Below are 23,499 nucleotides of genomic sequence, written 5' to 3'. Positions count from 1 at the left end.
TCCTGTCTCCTGACTCCTTGCTAAATTTATGAAGATACCTTCAGGGGTTCTATAGGACTTACCCAAAGAAACCCGGTTGCTACGAGAAATTGTTTGTTTTAACAATATATATTTAGGAAAATATATTTAGGAAAAAACTGGGTTTCTGGATTCCCGTCCGTAAGTCCTGACTTGCTTAAGAGTATTGGCCAAATCTGTAATAATAATGGTACTGGTCATTTCCCTTAGCCTCCTAGGGTCAGAACTGTGTTTTTCATGTCCCGTAGCGTTTTCCTACGGAACATGAAAAACGAAAAAGTTGTGCGGTAGCAAAATAGTATCTCCAGCAATTAGGGAGGCTTGAAAACCGAAATTTTCTTTTTCATCCCCTTGGATAGGCGAAAAAGCTGTAGTTGTGCTGTGCTGTGCCAGAACTTTCCTATCGGAATGCTTTTCATGTCGCTCAGCGAAACGCAAACGCACTTTGCTGGGGCATAACTTCGCACTTCGGCGACTCGGCAACTTAAATTGCGGAGCGACTTTGCCAGAGCGGGTTTCTCTTGTCTCAAGTCCTGAAGGGAACGCTATATCGAATCGACCAAGAGAAAAGAAAAATTTTTCCTTTGAGTTAATCCTTTTCTTTTTCTTGTTGAGAATCTAATTCTAGATTATAGATACAGTAAATTTCTAGAAATAAATATTAAATCTGGGTTATAAGAGTTTCAAAAAATACTACTACAAAGTATTTGCTTCTTAGGAGTCAGGAGTCAGAATAACAGATTCAATAAGTATGGATTCATAACATTTTTCTTGATTAGAGTCAAATTGCTGCTAATGAATTAAACAAAGCCACCATAAGTTTAATAAATTCTTTATTCCGCCAATTCTATAATTTCAATTACAGGTCTACAGTTGGCAGAAAGTCTGTTAAAAGTTTTGCACTTATTCTAATGTAACTATCTTTTTTGAATTTAGTATTATAACCACGAGGTCTAACCCTGGATAACTATTAGACTAAATGGCCTTATTCAGGCTTAGATCTTCCTGCCGAAGTTCATTGGGTTTTTGAGAAGGCTGAATCTGATTTTTTACCAAATTAGCTAGTTCTTGTAGCTGGCTAATTGCTTCAGCTCCTTCTAATTTCATTAATTCACGGTCATCTCGCATCTCTGTCCATGTAATGCCATAATCTGATACGAGAAAACGAATCAGATGATTTTCTCCCAGGCTGACCATAAATGATGCACTATTCATTTGACCTCCACAAGTGTAACAGGATGCCAAATATCCTCTATTCTCTAGCACAATTGCCAGAGCTTGTAAATTCATTACTAGGTCTTGTACAAATTGACGATGTTGTTCTGCAAGTCTCTGAAACACAATTATCCTCCTATCACCACACCCTTAGATTTTAGACTTTGTTAAGTTTTTATAAAATTTTGGTGTTTAACTTATGAAATAGTATAAACCTAATTATCTTTTCTCGCATATCTCTCAAATGGCCTTTAATACCATATATCTTAGGCTAACTGATAGGATTTTTGAGCAAAGTATCAACCACAACATTCAGCTAAATGCTTGTATTTTCTAGACTCAAACCATTAAATTTAGTTCCTGAAATGAGCAACTGAGAAACTCAAATTCTGAAATTATATAAATAATTAATTATCCCTATAAGTCAAACAGTATCTAAACAAATTAATAGCTATAAGCAAGAGTTATTAATAGCAATCCGATAGTAATTTTATTTAACCAAAGAAAATATAAGTTTTTCTAGGGGTTAGTTGTTGTTAATTTACAATTATTTGAGATTTTGTCTAAACAAAATATTTAGACAAAATCAGGATTTAGAGACTGTTTGTAAAATAAGTATTAAGAGAACATGCGAGTGACTAAAATCTAAAAGCGGTAATACTTCAAGAGATTGAAATTTGGTAGGTAGAGAAGTATTCAGTACATATATTCCTAGATTTTTAAGCGACAAATATTTGTCTTGATTTCTTCCTCCTTATTCCCTATTCCCTATTCCCTATTCCCTGTTCCCTGTTCCCTGTTCCCTGTTCCCTGTTCCCTATCTCCTTTTTATATTTCCTTTACAAACAATCTCTTAGGGATATAAAATCATTTTGAGGGTTATTGATTTTCCTAATTTCAGTGCTATCGAGTTACTTCAAGTTATAAATAACAAATGTTTACTTGTAAGCATTCAGCAGTCAGCATTCAGCGGTCAGCTATTTATTTTAGTTTGAGAAAAAAGCTTTATTAGTTGAGGTAAATTGAATCTTACTATCAAAGACGACTTTAAAAGTTATATTCATTTAAAGCCTTTTTAAGGTTTAGATAGGGTTTGGGCTCGAGCTGATGGCTAATAGCTGAATGCTTACGTTTACTTTAGCTACCGACCCTTGAAGATTTAATTTTTTCAGTCGTTTTTAACACCTATTTATTAGGAATTAATCTGCGCTCGATATTATCATTATTGGCAAAATTTTGTCACAAATTTTATCTTGGTTTTTTATTTAATAAATATCAAAAACTTTAGCCAAGATAAATGTTTATTTTGGCTTAATTATGAGTGGATATTCATTAATTTAATCACATCAATATCCTTGTTGGGGATATTTTTTAGTATTTTAAGTAAGACAAATAATTTTATTAATTCTTACCCAATTAAAAATCAGGAATTAGTTAAGATTTTTTTCTAACTTTTATCTAGCTTCGTAGACCAAAAGTTATTCAACTTGCCACCATCCAAAAGCAGGACCAATAAATCTAACTGTTAACCAGCCAAAAATAAGGAATCCAATACCAATCCATGCACCAGTTGTAGTTAACTGCATAAATTGTTGACTTTGACTTTTAGTAATTGGCAGCCAAGAAATAAACCGTGCTTCTTGACCATACTCTTCTCCTAGTGCTTCTTTACGACGCTTTGCTTCACCCATAAATTAATCTCAACCTTTATTCAGTAATTTACTAGATCATAACAATAATTATCAGTAAAAATAAAGTCAGTTTGTTAAATCTATGTAAAAAAAGTACCAAAAAAGTTTACTTTAAGAATTAGTTCTTAATCTATTGATTAATCAAGCAATACTAAATTTATCAAAATAATATGGGTCTAAAACCCCGCCTTTTAAGGCGAAATATTTTTGGAGCCTTGCTCAAATCCCCGTTACAAAAATCACTGTCTTGAGTGTGTCTTACATTCTGAGGAGACCTCAGAATTACACACTCGCTTCTGACTTCTGACTTCTGACTTCTGACTTCGTTAAGGTTATCTACCTTCGGTTAAGAGCCTCTTGTAGGGCAGTCTTCGGTAGGGCGACGTAAGAGGATGTTTGAAAAGTATGAATTTTGATTTAGATCCCCCCTAGCCCCCCTTGAAAAGGGGGAAATAAAACGGAAAGTCCCCCTTATTAAGCTATGCTTTACCCACATCTTTCTTAACATCAAACTTGACAAAATAGACGAATTATGAATAACTATTGGAGCTGCTTTTTCCTGAGAAATAGTGTATTGAATTAGACATTTTTTTGAGAAATGCAGACAAGATTCTTACTCCCCACACTGCCCACACTTCCCACAAGGATTTCAAGACTTATCGGTAAGGGATAGCTTATTAAAGGGGATAATGGGGGATAGATGACTTCTCAAACAAGCTCTAAGGGAACCTTTGAATTGGAAATAAAATCTTTCCAGTCTACCCTTGGGTTTCCGACCCAAAGGTCTACATAATACAGCAATTTGCTTGGAGTTGAATCCACATAATTATTAATCCTACTGCCTACTCCCTATTCTTTTTTCAAGTCATAGCAGTCGAAGCATTGGACGCGGACATTGCTAAATGTTGTTTGCGTAACATTTCCCAACCGAAAACTTAGTCAGATATTACTTATGACTTATGACTTATGACTTATGACTTATGACTTGCACATAGTGCTATAACCATGTAGTATCTAAGTAATCAATTTTGGCAAAGGGACTAAGAGCTGCTAAAACTTGCTTGCCATAACTACGATGAATCACACGACTATCCAACACAGCAACGATACCTTGAGATTCTCGCACAGAGGCAATAGCACGTTGTAGCTCTTGTATTGCCTTTGGTAAAAGGTATAATCTAAACCAATCTAAACCCCGTTGCTTATAAAAATTTACTCGTCCAGATACCAACGGATGTTCCAAAGATGGAAGGGGCAAAGTAGTAATTATCAATAATTTAGGTGCTTTAAGTTCTCTTTGATATTCTTGCCAAAACTCCCAACCAGTAATTAAAATTCCATTTTCTTCAGGATAAACAGTTTCCACTTGAACTCGGGAACCAAATTCAGAGGCCAAAATAGCACCCACTTGATTTTTAAGTGGTACATCTCCAATGAGGATGACTATTAATCCATCTATAGCACTAGAACTGATATACAATAAAGTCTGAATTTCTGCAATTAATGCTGCTTGAAATTGAGGTGTATTTGGCATTGGTAAGCCATTGGGCAAATATAGTTGAATCATCTCATTGCGACGATCAGGGGAAAATTTAACGCAGGTTAGATCCCCTAGTCCCATCATCTGTCTGTAGCTATAAGCTTTCACTTCTAAGTCTAATGCTCCTCCAATAATCACAACAGGTTGTTGAGTCCAAATATTCTTGAGAGCTTCAGATAAATCATAAGGAGTGCAGTATAAAGAAAACGATCCTCTCTGGCGATGAATTTCTGCCCACCTGAGTTGTCCATTACTTTGCCACTGAAACCAAAAATCATTATTCAAATGCTCGCTCTGTAATTCCTTGTTTCCTGGAGGTAATGACAAACTTTCGATGAGATTTTGTAAAATCTGTTGCTCATGTTTTTCAATCAAGTAGCAACTGTAGGGATTAACTGGATGTTGGAAGAGCGATCGCGTTAAGTTTATCCTTGTCTGACGAATTAAGTCAGCTTGAGCAGAATGAACTTCCATCAGTTGATTCCAGTCAGTAGGGAAAAAGCTAGTGGTTAAATAATTTTGTACCCAAGTTTCTAAATCATCTGCCCAATCAATAATTGTCGGAATACCTTTAGAAAACTGGTTATCCTGACATTGGCTAACTAACCAAGCTTCGGGCGTCATCAGTAGTAGTCCATTAAAATCATCGTCTTGTGGCGGATAGGTTTGGATTGCTTTGTTGGGAAGTAATGGACTAATCTGAGAGTGGTTTGCCAGTAATCTGGGAATTTCAACAGTTAGTAAATGTTCTTGTACTGGCTGAGGAGCGACTAATATTGTTTTTCTTGGCCACATTAAGATTGGTAGCAGATAACTTAATTGATATTGTTGATTATGGCTACCTGGTGGAGAAGCTGTTTGAATTAAGGCACTACGCCCAAGTCGCAAAGCCCTTGCTACTAGCCGTGCCATTGTTAAATTATGAGGCCAGTAAGGTTGATTTTGCGATTGCAGGAAATTTAGCAGGGATTGATGGACTTCTACTTCGATCACAGATTTTAACCAAAGTGATAAAAGCTATTAATAAAATCAGCTACCTTATTATCAGGGGGCAAAGAGAATTTTTGTTCATCTGTGTGTTCATCTATATTTTTACAGATTTTTTTCCCAAAGTCTGGATTGCTACTTACTACTAAACTTTTACCACTTGAATTATTTAAAATTAACTGAGTAGGGGCTGAAAAAAAAGTAATATTGGCTCTAACAGAGTCAATAATTTTGTTAATTCTCTGATTTTTTTGGATGATTTGTTCCATACCAATTTCTAATTCTAATATTTTGGTATTGATTTTTTGTAAAGGGTTATTTTTGACAATTTCTATAATGTTAACTTGAGATTTTTTAGCATCAGCAAAAGGTAATATAACTATAAATGCTAGTATAAATAACAGTTCATCACTGTCTACTCTAAAACTTAAAATAGTTCTTTGGTAGTTAACTTCAATACTGGGAGGACGGTTAATAAAATCGTAATCCTTAGCCAAGTGATAGTAAGTTGTAGTAAGAGCCACATTTGCTTTCAGGTCTAAATTTGAATCAACAATAATTTGAACTATTGGGGATTTGTGGTTAAAAAATCTTTTGGATTCTGCTGATGATTTAAAGTGATAAACTTGACTACGATCTCCATCAGGACTCACATCAATCCATTCACAAACAATGTCTTCGGCTTTAAGATTTAATCTAGGAACTTCATAAAGTTTTGCTCCGGTTAAAATTGCTCCGGATAAATCTACTCCAACTAAATCAGCTCTGACTAAATTGGCTTCAGTTAAATCAGCATGAACTAAACTAGCATTAGTTAATTTTGTATTGGTTAAATTCGCTCCGCGAAGATTAGCTCCACTCAATTTAACATTACTGAGGTCGGCATCAGTTAAGTCAGCTCCATTGAGAATAGCCCACCTGAGATTAGCCCCATTAAATGTAGCATTCCTAAGATTAGCCATACTTAAGTGGGTTTGTCTCAATTCAGCATTGGTAAAATTAGCCTCTTCTAAATTGGCTTTTGTCAGATCGGCATTATGGAGGTCAGCTTTTTCTAGATTAGTTCTTTGTCCTAAAGCAAATCTGAGATTTACGCCACTCAGGTTAGTTTGACTTAAGTTAGCTTCTGTGATATTTGCTTCTCTCATGTCGGCACCACTGAGATTGGCTCGGCTAAGATTAGCTAGAGTTAATTCTACTCTAACTAATTCTCCTTTAACTAAGGTAGCTTCTACTAATTGAGCTTCACTCAGATTAGCTCGGACTAGATTGGCCACATTGAGAGTTGCTTGATTTAATATCGTCTTTTTGAGATTGGCACCACTAAGGCGCGCTATATTGAGATTAGCTTTAGTAAGATTTGCTTCACTGAGATTGGCACCACTGAGATTACAGACAAATAAAATAGCATTAGTGAGATTAGCTTTGCTCAAGTTCATCTGACTCAGGTTTACTTCTGTCAAGTTGATGGCAGCAAAATTTCTTTTTCCTTGTGTATATTTTTTAACTAATTCGTATCTTTTTAATATTTCTTCTGACATTTGTTATTGAGTAGTCAAGTTTACTAGATATAGCAATTCTTATACTGATGATGTACAAAATTCTAGGTGTTAGGTAATAGGGAACAAGGAAAAGGAAAGAAAAAAGAAAAGTGTACCTCACGCTTACTGAAAAACGCTATAGCTTTTTCAATTGTTTTTAAGATGATTATAATTAGAGACTGTTTGTAAAAGGAATATTAAATCCAGGCTTAGGGTGGGTTAGGCGGCAATACCTATGCTCAGGAACTAAAGTCTTAACTGGGAGCCGTAACCCACTGAACATACCTCAGATTAAGCACTAAGCGCTATATTAATCTTTGCTTGTTCATTCACTCTCTTAGGGCGTATTTGTCAATAAAAAATCAAACCTGTGTATAAGCTGGGTAAAGGTCGGAATAAAGGGTTTTTGACTTCATTTGGGATAAATATCTTTGGATAAATATCTTTGGATAAATATCTACTGACATACCCTATTGTTTGTTCCCTGTAACCACAGTTTTGTAACATTCTTTGATCAAATTGGTATTAAATTAGGCTATTTTACAGATGTATCACTATGAGTACCATAAATTACAGCAGTTTTCATTTTAGTAGAACAAAGTAGGGACGTTCCATGGAACGTCCCTACAAGGGTTGTAGTTTTTACTATGTACTTCATCTACCTGAAAACCTCTATAAACAATTGATTCAGCTTTTTTCCCCCACACCTAATAGCAAATATTACTAATGTTTTATTTGTTACTTGCCATTTTTTAAAGTAACTGACTTATGGCTTTTTAATTGTAACTTATGGCAAAAACAATATATAGCAAAACTTTTGAGATTTGGTATTAGAGATTCGATCAAATTATTTTGTTTTGCCTCGCTCAGTTCCAAATTTTATACAGTAAAATCAAGTTATTAAGAAAAATTTTTGACAAATAATACCAAGCTTTTATGAAATTTTTGATTATCTATAAAAGAGTTGACTAAGTATTCTTCATTTATGTTTTTTTTGATTAAATAATCAGAGATTACTTGGGTATAATCTAAACTATTTGTCAGGCAAAAATCTTGCCCCATTGAATTCACTATTCTAATTTTCAGCGGGGAACTAAAAAATTTTAAATTTAGTATTTTAAGAGGTTGAGTATTATTAGCTTTTAGTTCCTCAATTATTCTTTTCATTTTATTAAGATTTACCCTGATCTTAGCAAAACGATTTGATGTTCTGACATCTAAATTTCTAGAGTAGTCTTGGGAAATTCGATCGATTAATTCTAAAAAATAATTTTGAGTTAATGTAGATACTTTAAATGGATAAATCATTAGATATGCAGTAGTAAATAACTGCTCATCTTTATCTACTCGAATTGATAATCGAGTTTTTTGAGAATTTACTTCGATATTAGGAGGTAATCCTAAAAGATTATACTGTTTATAAATTTGACGATAGATAGCAGCCAAAGCCAAATGAGAATCAGGATCTAGAGGTGCATCAACTATAACTTTTACAGTTGGTTGAGTAGGATTAAAAAAAAGTTTAGATTTTTCTGGAGTCAAGTTGATAATTTTACTACCATCACCATTGACACTCATATCAACCCAATCACAAGTAATATTTTTAGCAGTTATTTGAAATCGTGATACTCCATAGAGCTTAGTACCTGTGAGGGTTGCTGATGTTAAATCTACTCCTTCGCAACTAACATGAATTAAATTACTTTTGGTTAAATCAGCATTAACTAAAACAGCATTAGACAAATTAGAATTATGCAAATTTCCCCCATGTAAATTTACGTTATTGAGTATAGCTGAATCAAGATTAGCTCCACTCAAATTAGCTCCTGTTAAATCAGCCTCTGTTAAATTAGCTCCTTTAAAATTAGCTTTACTCAAATTAGAAAGAGAGAGATTAGCTTTTGTAAGTTCAGCATTATTAAAGTTGACTCCTCTCAAATCAGCTTTATTAAGATTTGCTCTATGTAAATTAGCTCTTTCTAGGTTAGAATTTGCTAGGCAAGAACTTCGTAAACGGGCAGAATGTAAATCTACTAATTGTAGGTTAGCTTGTTTTAAAATAGCTTCTCTTAAATCAGCCTCTGTTAAATTAGCGCCTTTGAGATTAGCATTACTCATATTTGCTCGAATTAACTCTGCCCGAATTAGCTTGGCTTCTATCAATTCAGCATTGCTTAAATTAGCTTGAATTAGGTTAGCAAGGTTGAGATTTGCACCGTTAAGTTTAGCATGGGTCAGATTTGTTTTAGTCAGTCTGGATACATTTAATTTGGCTCCATTCAGGTTAGCTTCACTAAGATTAGCTTCAGTGAAATTAGTCAGATTTAATACTGCTTGACTTAAATTAATCTGATTGAGATCGACTTTGCTAAGATTTGCTTCACACAGAATAATACCTGTAAAGTTTTTTTCTCCTTTTATGTATTGTTGAAGTATTTCTTCTCGATTCATACTTTTAGAATATATTTGACACTTGATTTTTTTGCCCGGAGCATAGATTTGAATAGCTAAAATATACTATTTTTACTTTGCTACCTTTCTAGGGAACTAAAAAAATAAAATCCTTAATATTGTTTGACTTTGTTTTTTTGACATTATACAGTCTATTCCATATAAATGTGTTACAATGATTATAGTAAATTGCCCTAACAAAAATAAAACGTTAATTCGATACTTCAAAAATTTGTATTAAAGTTACCGAAAAATTGAGGTATAAAGCCTCTCGATTCATGGAGAAAAAAGAAAAAAAATCCTTTTATACCAATACTCTTCTTTATAATAATTAATAATTATTAATTGTTGAATGCTACTGTGCCTCAAATACCACAGAATAAACTGCAATATTATATTCATTTAATTTACAATAATAAAAAATATTGAATTAATATGTAAGCATTCAGCCATCAGCTATTAGCCAGCCTCTTCCAGAAGAACTGCGTTATCGGCTATTGATAAGAGGAAGAGGTAAAAGCAATTGAGAAATAGAGAAAGAATTAAAAGTTATTGCCAAAGTAAGCTCCTTTAAGCTTAAAAGAAATTATTCATTATTTACTGTTAATACAGTTACAACCCAGGAGGCTAGCTGACTGCTAAGAGCTGAATGCTTACATTAATGTAGAGATTTTGTATGGAATATTTTCTGTTTATAATTAATTTACTAAAGATTATATCAGTTTGATAAATGTTGGCTACAAATCAGGGTAGCTCTGATGATCGCTGCTTATTTTTTGTACAAAGTTATTGATTTGATTGAAGGACAAAATAGATAATTTTTCTTACTTCTTTCTCACCTTCTTCCAATTTCGGTTCTTCCTTCTTCCTTACCTGTATTATTTGTAATATTATTTTGGGAAAATGCTATTATATGATAATGCTGTTTTTATTAATTAAGTAAGTACCAAAAATAACCCTGGAAAGAGAAAAAAATAATAGCTGATGAGCTAGTTATTCATACTAATTTTTCCTCAAAAATTATTCTATAGAGATTAAATTTATGATTGATGAAAGCCATCAACAAAATCAATAATCGTATTAATAGAATATGGTTCTGTTTGAGGTAATTGAATTAAGGTTTCTACTTCACGATTTCTACGAACTTTCTTTACTATTCGCTTACCAAATTTCGGATGATGGTAGAGATTAAATTTTTGACCACTGGAATTAATTATAGTTATTTTTGTTGCTGTCTGAAAAAATTTAATTCCATTGCAAAATTTCAGTAATGCTTTATCCTTCTTAATTTGATTAACTTGTTTAATTGATTTAGTTAAAACTGTAGTTAACTGCCGAATTGTTTGAGCTATAACAGGAGTTAAATAATTTGTATCTTGAGAGTTAAGGATTTTCATAATACTAATAATACTCTCTTGGGTTTTAGCAAAATCATGAAAAGGTATAATAGCGATATAAGCAGTAGCGAATAGCTTTTCATCGCTGTTCATTTGAAACGAGATGATTGTTCTGCAAGAATTAACTTCTATACAAGGGGGTTGATTTAGCTCTGGTAAATACTTACTGAGTTGATAATATGTTGCAGCTAGAGCATAATGACTAGAAGTATCTAAAGGAGTATCAACAATAATCCTCACTTGAGGAATAGTCTCATGAAAGAAACTTTTAATTTTCCCAGAATTGAGAGAATAAACTTGACTTTTATCTCCATTAGCACTTAAGTCAAGCCACTCACAGCTTACTGCTTCTGTTTTAATCCCGAGGCGAGAGGCGCCAAAAATTTTTGCTCCTGTTAAAGTTGCTCCCGTTAAATCTACTCCAATCCAATCTACTTCAATTAAACAGGCACTTGATAAATTAGCATGAACTAGACTAGCATTTAAAAGGTTAGCTTGGGATAAATCTGCTCTACTTAGGTCAGCACCACTGAGTTTAGCATCATTGAGACTCGCCCACTTCAGTTGAGCACCACTTAAATCAGCCCAACGTAGGTTAGCACCACTTAAATCAGCCCCATTCAAATTAGCACCAGTCAGATTAGTTTGTCTTAATTCAGCACCACTAAGGTCAGCACCACTAAGGTCAGCACCACTAAGGTCTGCTCCTTGCAAGTTAGCTTCTATTAAATTAGAGCCTGTAATAGAAGCAAAACGCAAGTTAGCTCCCTTTAAATTAGCACCACTAAGATTAGTTTTTCGGAGTGTAGCTTCAACAAGACTAGCCCCACTTAAATCAGCTAAAGAAAGATTTGCCCCACTTAATTCTGCTCTAATTAACTCTGCTCTAATCAATTTAGCAGCAATTAATTGAGCTTGTTTCAAATTAACTAAAACTAGATTAGCTACATTTAAATCAGCACCATTTAAGTTTGTCCCACTAAGATGCGCCCCATTAAGTTTAGTAATATTAAGTTTAGCTTTACTAAGATTAGAATCTGTTAAATTTGCACCACTTAGGTTGGCAACACTGAGGTTGACGCCGCTAAGATTTGCGCCACTAAGATTAATGCCAGTGAGATTGGCCTCAAAAAGATTGAGGTCAGTAAAATCTCTTTCACCAGCAGCATATTTTTCTTGAAGTTCTTCGATTATCATTAGGGCGCACCCTTGTATCATACCCATTACATTATGATTAATATAGGTATTTATGATTAATATAGGTATTGTTGGATTAGGTTTAATTGGTGGCTCAGTCGGATTGGATTTAAGAGCTCTAGGTTATCGTGTTCTTGGGGTATCTCGTCGAGAACAAACTTGTCAAAAGGCAATTGCTCTTGGAGCTGTTGATGAAGCTAGCTTGGAACTATCTTTACTATCTATTGCTGATTTAATATTTATCTGTACTCCCATGTCAGGTATTATTCCTACTCTAGAACAGCTTATTCCTTTTCTTTCTCCCTCTGCAATTCTAACTGATGTGGGTTCTGTTAAGACACCTATTGTGGAAGGTGTTTCTCAACTTTGGCCGAATTTTGTAGGTGGACATCCTATGGCTGGCAAAGCAGAAAGTGGGATTGAAGTGGCTCAATTGGGTTTGTTTGAAGATAGACCTTATGTGCTGACTCCTACTGAAAATACTCCCCTAGAGTCTGTAGAGAAACTTGAGGCAATAGCTAGGTTGCTCAAGAGTCAAGTTTATTTTTGTAACCCCCACGAACACGATCGAGCTGTTGCTTGGATCTCTCATTTGCCTGTGATGGCCAGTGCTAGTTTGATTGCTGCCTGTATGAGTGAGAGTAATCCTACTGTTGTTAAGTTAGCACAGGAGTTGGCTAGTTCTGGTTTCCGTGACACTAGCCGGGTGGGAGGGGGCAATCCAGAGTTAGGACGAATGATGGCCCAATATAATCGTCTAGAGGTGTTGCGATCGCTTTATTCTTTTCGTGACCAAATTGATGGGTTTATTCAAAATATTGAACAAGAAGATTGGCAGACTATTGAAGAAAGATTAAGGTATACAGAGCAAAATAGAAGACTATTTTTGCAGCATAGTTTAAAGAAGGAGTCAGGAGTCAGGAGTCAGGAGACAGAATAAAAAGGAGTTAGGAGACAGAATCAATTAGTTTGGGAATCAAAATATAGTATTACTATTGAGAAATAGTATTCTCTAATAAATTAGAGAATAAAATTAGTTTTTTCAATCTCCAAATTAATTATTCCTCTAGTAGATTGACTGATTGATTTTACTATGGATTAAATTCTGCATAGTAGCGGAGATAATTAACAGTATTTTTGACAAAACCTGCTAGAGGTACAGCGATTAATAAACCTAAAACTCCCCATACTTGCACCCCCACTAATAAACTCAGTAAAATCCAGACAGGATTAAGACCTGTAAATCTTCCTAGTATTCTGGGAGCAACAAAATTTTCAATTGCTTGTTCGATTAAAACTATCACAATTAGAACTTTTATTCCGAGCCAAAAATTTTCTAAAGTTATTAATAAACTGACAAGAGTTACACCCAAAGCAGTACCAAAAGGAACTAAAGTCATAAATCCAATTCCTATGCCAAATAATAAGCCAAAAGGAGTTCCTAGAAATAACAAACTTAGGGTCATAGAAACACCCATCAAACAAGCTAGTGTTGCTTGACCAATAAAATAATTTTCAAAGTTTTGTTTAAATGATTTGCGGATATGAATTTCTAGGTTATTAGGCAGCCAATTAAATATTCCATTCCAAAGGCGATCGCCATGTAGCATTAGATAAAAAGTAATAACTATGGTGATTAAAATATCAAAAATTCTACCTACTGTATTAACAACAAAACTAATAATTTCTCCTGTTATATCTTGCAATTGAGAAGATAAACTTTCTGTAAATTGATTTGTCCAAACTGTGAAATTAATCGGTAATTGACGCTTAGATGCCCATTGGTCAAATAATTCTAATTGTTGATTTCCAGATTCAAGCCAACTAGGAAGTTTTTCAATAAATCCGGTAAGTTGTTCTAATAGCAGAGGAATCAGAATAATTCCCAAAACTAATATAATTACTAATGCTACTAAAAATACTAAAATAACTGCTCGGTTTCTTTTAACTCTATGTCTCTGCAAAAAAAGTACTGGGTAATCTAACAAAAATGAGAGTAATGTTGCAGAGACAGCTATTGTAATTATCCGACCAAAATATTGGAATATTTGTAGTAAAGCCCAACCATTTATTACAATTATTGGTAATGCTAAGTACCAAAATAATCTTTTATTTAGTAAGTTCAGCATAAATTAGTTTTTATAGGGAGTAGGTCATTTCAGTTATCAGTTATCAGTTATCAGTTATCAGTACGTCAGTATATCTCATTAATATGAGAACCGTTACAAGTAGTTGTGGAAAATAAATTTCCTAGTTGAGAGAGGCAATAGGCACTATTGCTACAGGCAAAAGAGAGTCAGTAGGATGTGTAATTAATTTTGCATAGGCACTTATATCAATAGTCAAAATTTGTTAAAACTGACTAAATTTGTAAACAGGAGTTATTTATTAATAACTCCTGCTATGAGGTTCTGAATTAATTCTCAAATTGACTAGCAATACAATCAATTATTGAAGAAATAAAAAATGGCTTTCAGTAATTTCAAAACTATTAGTGAAGTTCTTAAAACATTTCAAGTTACCTATACCGAATACAATTTTATCAGGGAAATAACCTTTGCTATTTCTGATTACTTCCGTGAAGATTTAGAACTTACCGAAAAATTAAGGTTTAAACCCTCTCCTTTCAAGGAGAAAAAGCGGTCGTTTGCGGAGCAGTCCGTAGGATGGGATGGCGAGGAGACCTCGCCATATCCAATCGACCAAGACAGCGGTCGTTTGCGGAGCATGACCTAGGATGGGATGGCGAGGTTTCCCTTCTCTCCGGGACGCTTCGCGTTTTGCTCCGCAACATGTAAAGCGGAGCTTTGCGAAGCGCAAACGCCATATCCAATCGACCAAGAGAACAAAAAAATTCCTTTTAACCAATCCTATCCGTTATAATAGGAAATGTTTTTCCAACTGTTCCCTGTTCCCTATTCCCTATTCCCTATTCCCTATTCCCTGCTATATTAATTAACTCTGCTGCAACTCATCTAAACGTGCCAAAACTTCTTGACTATGAATAGGCGGTCTTACTCCTAGAAAAATTTCCTGCAAAATCCCATTTGGGTCGATGATAAAACTATGCCTCATTGAAAAAAAGTTTAGCCACGAACCGTAAGTTTTACTAACACTTCCATCCGTATCAGCTAACAATGGAAATTTTAAACCTTCAGAATCACAAAATTCTGCGTGGGAGTCAATATCATCTGCACTAACACCTAAAATTTGAGCGTTTCGAGAAATATATTTTGGTAAATCTTGCTGGAACCTACGCGCCTCAATTGTGCAACCAGAAGTAAAATCTTTAGGATAAAAATAAAGCACTACCCACTCACCACGATAATCTGATAAAGAAATTTCCCCATCCCCTGTATTCGTGGGTAGGGTAAATTCTGGTGCTGGTTGATATAACTCAGGTAGTTTACCTCCAAGTGCCCAAACATTGGGGATAAAGTTAAACCAAGTTATCAAAGCTAGACAAATAGCAAAAAATATGGTAGTAAAATGCCGACGAGATGTCATAATTTATGATGAAAACTCTACTTCATATAAGTTTACATAAATTTGTTCCCAAATTTTCTGTGGAAAATTGTCGATGTATTGTCCCATTTAGATGAGCATCTAAATAGTTTGTCAAGATTGATTTGATGGGTAAGCTATTAAATTTTCTCCCTTGTCTTTCTAGTAGTCTACCAAGTAAACTTTGCCTGGTAATATTTTTACCACTAACGATTCACTACTCACAACTTACTAACCCTTACCCAGCAATTTTGGTTTGGTCGAGTACTAGTAACTGTCTTAACTAATCATTTGAAAATTGACCAAAAGGTCTCAAGCTTCCCCTATCCTGGGGAATGAAACAAATCAACTTCAGTATTTAACTATTGCGCAACAGTTTTTAGATTTTAGATAAAGTCGGAAGGGTAGCGATCGCCTAATTTAGATTGATAATTAATTCAACTATTGCGCAACAGTTTTTAGATTTTAGATAAAGTCGGAAGGGTAGCGATCGCCTAATTTAGATTGATAATTAATTCAACTATTGCGCAACAGTTTTTAGATTTTAGATAAACTCAGAAGGGTAGCGATCGCCTAATAGAACTTCTCCATGAAGTTACACTTAATATAAAGATAATAGCTGTCAGCAAAATTCATGTCTAGATAAGAATTACAGCGCTTCCCGTTGCCCGTGAGTTACAGCAGGAGCACTTACAGCAGATTCGGAACTAATACCATTTCACAGAATTCAGAATTCAGATTGGATAGGCTAAAAACTTTGACAAGAGAAAGATTTGAGGCTATTATTTGACATTTAAAGTTTGAAACTATTTGTGACATCTTTAAAGTGAATTGGTATAACTAACGTACAACTGACTATCCAAACATTTCCAGTAAACTCCGTAGTAGTATACCCTGTATAACTTCTAAACTCTAAACTCTAAACTCTAAATTCGCGCATTCTTAACCGTCAATATCTGTACCTCATAACGTGCGGAAACTGCTGTATCAACTAGCAAAATGGTATTACGAAAAATATGGGTAAGCATTCAGCCATCAACTATTAGCCATAGCGTAATTAAATGATTGTCGGGCAGAAGTGGAATTAGTATTGATAAGCTAAGACGCATTTAAACTGGGTATTACCAAACTAGGGAAGAAACCGTCAAACCCTCCCTCCATCTCCCCATCACCCACAATAACCAATTTAGATGCTTAATAGCTTAGTATTGAGGGAGAATTAAAATTTATTCTAAAATAAATAACTTGTACAAAAAATTTCCCTATTAAACTAGATAAAAATGGAAGAAAATTTACCACAAATATCCGGTCTAGCAACAGTATTAATGGTGATTGATAATCAGATAGTTACCATCGAAATTGATGGGTTCAATGCACCAATAACTGCAGGTAACTTTGTTGACTTAGTAGAACGAAATTTTTACGATGGTGTGAGATTTCATCGCATAGAAAATCAACCACAATTTTCATTAGTTCAAGGAGGCGATCCTTTTAGTAGAAATCCAGATATCCCTTTGGAACTTTTAGGCAGTGGTGATTTTATCGATCCAATAACAAATGAACCTCGATTTATTCCATTAGAAATTAAGCCTTTAGGTCTAGGACAACCAATTATTTATAATCAAATAGTTTCTCCTCCTGTACAATTGCCAAACGTAGCAGGTGCTATTGGAATGGCTCGTACAGAGATTCTAAATTCGGCATCTTCTCAATTTTATATTCCCTTAAATGATGTATCAGTATTAGATGGTGGATTTGCCATATTTGGTAATGTAATAGATGGGTTAGATGTCATAGAAGAAATAGAATTAGGTGATAGTATTACTGCTGCTAGAGTTACCCAAGGAATAATTCCTAGTCGAGTTTCACAAATTATTACTGATACATCCCTCCTGAATAATTTTATTAATATTGTTAATCGTGCTAATATTCCTTTGCCTATTGATTTTTTGCAAGTATTAACAGAAGGAGATGATATTTTTGAAATTTCTACAGAATTATCTCAAGAAGTATTTAGTGTATTGGGATTAGAAGGAAATGATCAAATTACAGGTTCAATAATTAATGATGTTATTAATGGTAATCAGGGAGATGATAGTTTAGATGGTAGGGATAGTTCCGATTATCTTCGGGGTGGAAAAGGATTAGATTTATTATCTGGCGGTCTGGATGATGATATTTTGAATGGTAATTTAGATAGTGATATTTTATTTGGTGATGAAGGAAATGATTTTTTACGAGGTGGTAAAGATAGTGATGTATTAACTGGTGGAGAAGGAAATGATATTTTAATTGGTGATGCTGGTACAGATAATTTACTAGGGGAAGCTGGTGCAGATACTTTTGTTTTGGCAGTAATTGATAATGAAGAAAATAATGCTGATACGATAGAAGATTTTAATTTTTCGGAAGGGGATAGAATTGGTGTTTCGGAGCCAATATCTTCTCTTTCTTTTACTCAAGAAGGTGATAGTACAATAATTCAAATAGAGGCTGAAGAAGAGGAAAATAATATTATTCTTGGTACTGTGAATAATTCGGTGGCAGAAGAAGTTAGAAGTGCGACTTTCTTTTTTGATTTTACTGCTATTTCTGTGCCTGATGCACTACCTTTTGGAGATGCAGCTTTGAGAATTGGATAATTAATTTTAGTGGAGAATTTATGTAGGAAAGGCATTGAATTAGCGACTTAAATAATAGGTTGGGAAAATTGATTTTACTTTTGATTTTCCCAACTTAATTTATAAGATATAGCGTTTCTCAGTCTAATGATGTACACCTATCTTTAATTTCTATTCTATTCCCTATTCCCAGTTAATTTTTCCTTGCTCCCTAAAACCAAAGAATGCGCTTACCTCACGCTTATTGGGAATTGCTATAAAAAGAATAAGAAGGAAAAAGAGGAATCAAGGTCAAGTATTTTGGTGGGTAAATTATATCTTTTATTATGGTTTAAATATTGCCACGCAAGAGTTAACAATTGGGGATAGTAAAAAATTATTAAAACTGGTTTAAATCCCTTTTTTTGATTGAAATTTTGCCTTTATTTTCAGAACTATTGTAGGCAGTCAAATTATAAATGGAATATAATGGAGTTGCAAATTATTCACAGCTAAGGAGTTCAAAGCAAATGAACGAAAATATTGAAATACCAGAAACACAAGAAACACAAGATACACAAGAGTTAGGAACACAAGAGTTTTTAGAACAACTAGGCTTACCGAGTTTAGATGGCCAGGTAACAGTAGAAATAGTCGTAGAAAAATCCCCAGAGGAAGAGGAAACAGCCTCAGAGTCAGAAACTTCTCAAGAAGAAGAGACAGATTCAATTGAGGACGACGAAGAGTCAACACAAGAGGAAGAAGAAACAGTCTCAGAGGCAGAAACTTCTGAAGAAGAAGGAGCAGATGCAACTGGGGACGAAGAGTTGCTAGAAGAAGAAGATGATGAAACCTCTGAGGATGAGGAAGAAGAAACTGCTGAAAGAAGCAAAATTACAGTTCAACTTAATACCAGTGCTGCACCAGTAACAGCAGCTAACTTTACTGACTTGGTAGAGCAAAATTTCTATGATGCTCTCGCATTCCACCGACTTGTAGATGGGTTTGTGGCTCAAGTAGGCGACCCCGCGAGCCGAGATACAGATATTCTTGCAGAACTAAGAGAATTAGGCTCAGGACAATATATTGAACCTGCCACAGGTGAACCACGGACAATACCTTTAGAAATTAAAGTAAAAGATGGAGAAATTGTCTATAACCAGATAGTTGACGAGCAAGTGGAATTATCCCATGAGCAAGGGGTAATAGCAATGGCTCGCAGAAATAGTCCACTAGATTCAGCTTCTTCACAATTTTACTTTACTTTGGAAGATGTCAGCAATCAATTGGATGGCGGATATGCGGTTTTTGGTGAAGTAACTGATGGTTTAGATAATGTTTTGGGAATTGACGAAGGCGATCGCATTGTCTTAGCAAGGGTAGTAGAGGGAAATATATCCAGTAGGGAATCAGAGATAGTAAGTGACTCAGATTTGCTGAATGATTGGAAAAATGCTGATAACAGGATCAAGGTAGATTATGTTCTTTCTATGGAAGAAGAAGAGGTTGATGAGAATGTTGATAGTTCTGGTAATGGAACAGAAGTATCACCAATCTTAGAGGACACTCTATTAGGTTCTCAATTAGATACACCTCTGGATGAATCTCCTAATGAGGATGATGAAAATATAGAAGGTGAAGAAGAAGGAGAGGAAGAAGAAGAGGGTGATGAAATAGCTAGTGCTATTGATGAAGAGGAAGAGGAAGAGGAAGAGGAAGAAACGACAGAAGAAACTGAAGAAGAAGATGAGAATGAGACTCTCCTCGATATAGATGTTGCTGATTCTTCTTTCACAACTGAATTGGGAACAGAGGATGATGATGTTATTGATGTTCTCGAAATAAGCGATGCTGAACCTGATTCATCTTTTGCAATTATGGGTTTAGCAGGCAATGATACCATATCTGGTGGTGATGGTACCGATATTCTGAGTGGAAACGAAGGTGATGATAATGTTAGTGGTCGTGACGGTTCAGACTTTATACGAGGAGGGAAAGGAGAGGATAACTTAATAGGTGGACCAGGAGATGATAATATAATTGGGGATTATGGTAAGGATATCCTCACAGGTGGTGCAGATGCAGATAGTTTTATGCTGCGAGTTGATACTGTTGAAGGAATAGAGGAAATAGAGCAAGCTGACATGATTACTGATTTTAGTGTTGCAGATAGTGATCGGATTATTGTTATTGCTGAATTTATTCCTTCTGAAGGCTTAGATTATGAGTTAGTAGATGGAGATGCTGTAATTAGACTCCTTGACAGTGGCTTTATATTAGGTGTAGTTGAAGAAACTTCTATCGAAGATGTTCAAAATAACATTATTGCAGTCAATCCTGATGATTTAGCCCTAACTCTTGGTTAATTAATGGTAAGAGTTTTCAGTTATCAGTTATCAGTACCTCCTGCTGAACGGAGGCTTAAAATACTGAAGTTTAGTTTCTCTTGGTCGATTGGATATGGCGAGGTCTCCTCGCCATCCCATCCTAAGGTCATGCTCTGCAAACGACCGTTTTTTCATCCCCTTAAAATGGTAGGTTTGAGACCCTATTTTTTGGTCAAAGCTTTACTTAGTTCGCTAGACAATCTCGACATATTATGATTATGTTTGAAGTTGTACTAGCGAATTTTCTATTTTATATAGAATCAGGTTAAACATTCGTCATTGCGACGATAGGAAGCAATTTCCTCAACCCCTGAGATTGCTTCCTTCCACTCTGTTCCAGTCGCTGCGGACTTGGAGATAGTAATTATCCAGATTTTATATTACTTATTTTTGGATAAAGTTTGCTTCCTCGATTCAAAAAAATTAATTTTAGTTCAATTAAAATAACTTTAGCAATGAAATTTTTAGCAACTATTACTTTAGTCATTTCTTTCATCTACTTTAGTTTATCTGCACCAGTTATGGCAGCTAATTCTGAAGATATTAATCATCTATTACAAGATAATTGGTGTGTATCATTCTTATGGAAACAATGCGACCTAAGTAGAGCAGATTTCCATGACACTAATTTAAAGAATGCTAACCTTTCGGGAGCTAATTTAACAGGTATAAATTTTCAGGGTGCAGATTTGAATGGAGCTAACCTTTCAGGAACTGATTTAACAGGAGCCAATTTAGAAAAAGCTAACTTATATAGAGCAGATATTAACAGAGCAAATTTAACAAATACGAATTTAACTGGAACTCGTTTATTGGAAGCAGATCTAACTCTGGCAAATTTGAGTAATGCTAATTTAACTGATGCTAATTTGTTAGAAGCAAGACTCTGGGGAGCAAGTTTGGCAGGAGCTAATTTAAGTAATGCTAGTCTCCATGGTACTAACTTAGAATATGCTAATCTTGCTGATACTAATTTGAGTGGAGCAGATTTTCATAGTTTTTCTTTTCGAGGTTATAAACAAGAAACTAATTTAAGTAATGCTAATTTGGAAGGTGCAGTTATTACTAATACAGATTTAAGTGGAGTAATTCTGAGAGGAACAATTCTGCCTGATGGTTCAATTAATGATTAATTAAGTAGGAGCCATTTCAGTTAACAGTTATCAGTTATCAGAATTCAGGAGGGAAGAAAAATTTTTTTATTGCTCTATTAAACATAAATAATATAAATTATATTCTGATAAATCTTAATTGCATCGGGATTCTCATATTAATTTAGGGCTATTTCGTTCTAATTTCTGACTTTTTGTGCCAACCACGAAAATATATGCCTTTTAAAGGATTGAAGGTTATATTAACCCATCTCTAAAAGCTAGTAAAATCCTCACTTGGTTCTACAATGAAATAGCCCTGATATTAATGAGATAAAGTATTTTTGAATTTTTGCTTGTTCCCTGTTCCGGTGTTCCCTAAAATCAAAATTTTTATCTATTTGAGAAGTTATATATAAACTAATTAGGAATAGTTTTTTTCAACAATTAATTATTAATTATTACCTCTATTTGAAAAGAAGAGGATTGACTAAAAGGAAATTTTTTTCTTGTTTATCCTTTAAATGAGAGGCTTTAAATCTTAATTATTCGGTAAGTATTTCCTGCGGAATACTTACAGTTTTTTTTGCAAAACCTATCCCTACAATAACTTGATTGAACTTGATTGAATTTATCGATCAATTCTTGTCATCCTGACTGGAATACAACCATGATAATCAGAACAATTTCTCATTTTCCAACTACCACGATCACCTGACTCAACATAAAAATTATCAGGTTGATAATTACGGTTTATCGCATTACTACCAGGATAAGTAGGTCTACTACCTTGAAGAGTATAACCATTTCTATTAGGAACCATATTCATTTGTTGTTCAGCATAAACTCTCCTACCATTAGGTCCAGTTACATTCACAATCATAGTTCCAAAATTTCCATTCATTCTTAAACGACCTCTATGTAACCATCCGTTGACTTTCCACTGTAAATTCCATGTTCCGTTCATTCCTTCATTTATAACACCAGGAGTGACACTGCGCTGGGGTATTGGTTCGGCAAAAGCAATTTTTGCAGGAGCTATAGTTGCAAAAGATAAAGAAGTAGTAGTTAAAGCAACTAAACCGAGGCGAACAATTTTGTTGAGATTAGTTTGAATATTCATCTAAAGTTCTCCATAAATTAATTGGTTTATTTCTTTCTGTTTGATACTTCTAAGATGAAACCGTATATTCCGGAGAAATATTGCCTAGGTTGGTAATTTTCACCTCACCCAAATTAGTTTAGTCTGTGGATTTAGTATATAGGTTAGGAAAATATTCCTCAAACTAATACTTTGCGCAAAATTAACTTTACTGAAAGTTATATAACCAGGTAAAAGTTAACGTAACTAAGTAATATTTACTTTACATATAGCGTTTCTCAAGCACGCGTGTGACAGTTATCTTTTTGTCTTTTTTATTCCCTGTTTTCAGTTATAGTCGTTTAAGTTTAGATTGAGACAGACATTTCTTTCTATAGAACCCATTTGGGATCTATTTAAAAATAGAGGGGGAGATTCGGAGATGGGGGGATGAGGGAATTCGGAGATGGGGTGATGGGGTGATGGGGAAATGGAGTGATGGGGTGATGGGGTGATGGGGTGATGGGGTGATTGGGTGATGGGGTGATGGGGTGATTGGGTGATTGGGTGATGGTGAATATATTTATTTTTCTACCTTTTCCCCATTCTATTCCTCCATCTCCTGACTTCTGACTCCTGACTCCTGAGTACTTTGCCAAAAACTCGCGCTTTGGCTAATATTCCAATAGATCGGGAGATGGGGTGATGGGGTGATTGGGAGATGGGGAGATGGGGTGATGGGGTGATTGGGTGATGGTGAATATATTTATTTTTCTACCTTTTCCCCATTCTATTCCTC

Annotated in this window: 15 protein-coding genes; 5 read left to right on the top strand and 10 right to left on the bottom strand. The window is 34.7% G+C overall.

Annotated features, from left to right (window positions below; all coding sequences use genetic code 11):
* Positions 1-993 precede the first annotated feature (993 nt).
* The 6 genes from ACP6PM_RS29765 to ACP6PM_RS29740 all read right to left on the bottom strand — a co-directional run bounded on the left by ACP6PM_RS29765 (position 994) and on the right by ACP6PM_RS29740 (position 12,037).
* Positions 994-1,359: a DUF1815 family protein gene (locus tag ACP6PM_RS29765; protein ID WP_426590492.1), complete on the bottom strand. Its 366-nt coding sequence runs from the start codon at positions 1,357-1,359 to the stop codon at positions 994-996.
* Positions 1,360-2,711: 1,352 nt separating this feature from the next.
* Positions 2,712-2,924 (bottom strand): DUF2839 domain-containing protein, encoded by a 213-nt coding sequence (locus ACP6PM_RS29760; protein ID WP_426590491.1) that lies wholly within the window; start codon positions 2,922-2,924, stop codon positions 2,712-2,714.
* Between the two features lie 997 nt (positions 2,925-3,921).
* Entirely contained in the window at positions 3,922-5,457 is a 1,536-nt protein-coding gene (locus ACP6PM_RS29755) for a helicase C-terminal domain-containing protein (RefSeq protein ID WP_426590490.1), read from the bottom strand.
* A 5-nt stretch (positions 5,458-5,462) separates the two neighbouring features.
* Positions 5,463-6,992: a pentapeptide repeat-containing protein gene (locus tag ACP6PM_RS29750; protein WP_426590489.1), complete on the bottom strand. Its 1,530-nt coding sequence runs from the start codon at positions 6,990-6,992 to the stop codon at positions 5,463-5,465.
* A gap of 900 nt (positions 6,993-7,892) precedes the next feature.
* Positions 7,893-9,443 (bottom strand): pentapeptide repeat-containing protein, encoded by a 1,551-nt coding sequence (locus ACP6PM_RS29745; RefSeq protein WP_426590488.1) that lies wholly within the window; start codon positions 9,441-9,443, stop codon positions 7,893-7,895.
* Between the two features lie 1,040 nt (positions 9,444-10,483).
* Positions 10,484-12,037: a pentapeptide repeat-containing protein gene (locus tag ACP6PM_RS29740; RefSeq protein ID WP_426590487.1), complete on the bottom strand. Its 1,554-nt coding sequence runs from the start codon at positions 12,035-12,037 to the stop codon at positions 10,484-10,486.
* A 55-nt stretch (positions 12,038-12,092) separates the two neighbouring features.
* Here ACP6PM_RS29740 and ACP6PM_RS29735 point away from each other — a divergent pair, with 55 nt between their 5' ends.
* Positions 12,093-12,977 (top strand): prephenate/arogenate dehydrogenase, encoded by an 885-nt coding sequence (locus ACP6PM_RS29735; RefSeq protein WP_426590493.1) that lies wholly within the window; start codon positions 12,093-12,095, stop codon positions 12,975-12,977.
* A 151-nt stretch (positions 12,978-13,128) separates the two neighbouring features.
* On the opposite strand, the gene ACP6PM_RS29730 is transcribed toward ACP6PM_RS29735, so the two are convergent.
* Positions 13,129-14,166 (bottom strand): AI-2E family transporter, encoded by a 1,038-nt coding sequence (locus tag ACP6PM_RS29730; RefSeq protein ID WP_426590486.1) that lies wholly within the window; start codon positions 14,164-14,166, stop codon positions 13,129-13,131.
* Between the two features lie 337 nt (positions 14,167-14,503).
* Here ACP6PM_RS29730 and ACP6PM_RS29725 point away from each other — a divergent pair, with 337 nt between their 5' ends.
* Positions 14,504-14,773 (top strand): hypothetical protein, encoded by a 270-nt coding sequence (locus tag ACP6PM_RS29725; protein ID WP_426590485.1) that lies wholly within the window; start codon positions 14,504-14,506, stop codon positions 14,771-14,773.
* A 219-nt stretch (positions 14,774-14,992) separates the two neighbouring features.
* Here the strand turns inward: ACP6PM_RS29725 and ACP6PM_RS29720 are convergent, their stop codons facing one another.
* Positions 14,993-15,544, bottom strand: coding sequence for a peroxiredoxin (locus ACP6PM_RS29720; protein WP_426590484.1), 552 nt, complete (start codon positions 15,542-15,544; stop codon positions 14,993-14,995).
* A 1,277-nt stretch (positions 15,545-16,821) separates the two neighbouring features.
* On the opposite strand from ACP6PM_RS29720, the gene ACP6PM_RS29715 reads away from it, so the two are divergent.
* The 3 genes from ACP6PM_RS29715 (at position 16,822) to ACP6PM_RS29705 (ending at position 21,661) form a co-directional block, all read left to right on the top strand.
* Positions 16,822-18,183 carry a peptidylprolyl isomerase gene (locus tag ACP6PM_RS29715; RefSeq protein ID WP_426590483.1) on the top strand — a complete coding sequence of 454 codons (1,362 nt, stop codon included), beginning with the start codon at positions 16,822-16,824 and terminating at the stop codon, positions 18,181-18,183.
* 488 nt (positions 18,184-18,671) lie between these two features.
* A complete protein-coding gene (locus tag ACP6PM_RS29710; RefSeq protein ID WP_426590482.1) occupies positions 18,672-20,507 on the top strand; it encodes a peptidylprolyl isomerase in 1,836 nt (611 codons plus the stop codon).
* Between the two features lie 476 nt (positions 20,508-20,983).
* On the top strand, positions 20,984-21,661 hold the full coding sequence (locus ACP6PM_RS29705; protein ID WP_426590481.1) for a pentapeptide repeat-containing protein: 678 nt from the start codon (positions 20,984-20,986) through the stop codon (positions 21,659-21,661).
* Between the two features lie 589 nt (positions 21,662-22,250).
* On the opposite strand, the gene ACP6PM_RS29700 is transcribed toward ACP6PM_RS29705, so the two are convergent.
* Positions 22,251-22,742 (bottom strand): hypothetical protein, encoded by a 492-nt coding sequence (locus tag ACP6PM_RS29700; protein WP_426590480.1) that lies wholly within the window; start codon positions 22,740-22,742, stop codon positions 22,251-22,253.
* 374 nt (positions 22,743-23,116) lie between these two features.
* Positions 23,117-23,359 (bottom strand): hypothetical protein, encoded by a 243-nt coding sequence (locus ACP6PM_RS29695; RefSeq protein ID WP_426590479.1) that lies wholly within the window; start codon positions 23,357-23,359, stop codon positions 23,117-23,119.
* Positions 23,360-23,499 lie beyond the last annotated feature (140 nt).

It is taken from the genome of Dapis brunnea BLCC-M229 (genome assembly GCF_050015995.1).
Lineage (GTDB): Bacteria > Cyanobacteriota > Cyanobacteriia > Cyanobacteriales > Microcoleaceae > Trichodesmium.
This window is presented reverse-complemented; position numbering and strand designations above follow the sequence as displayed.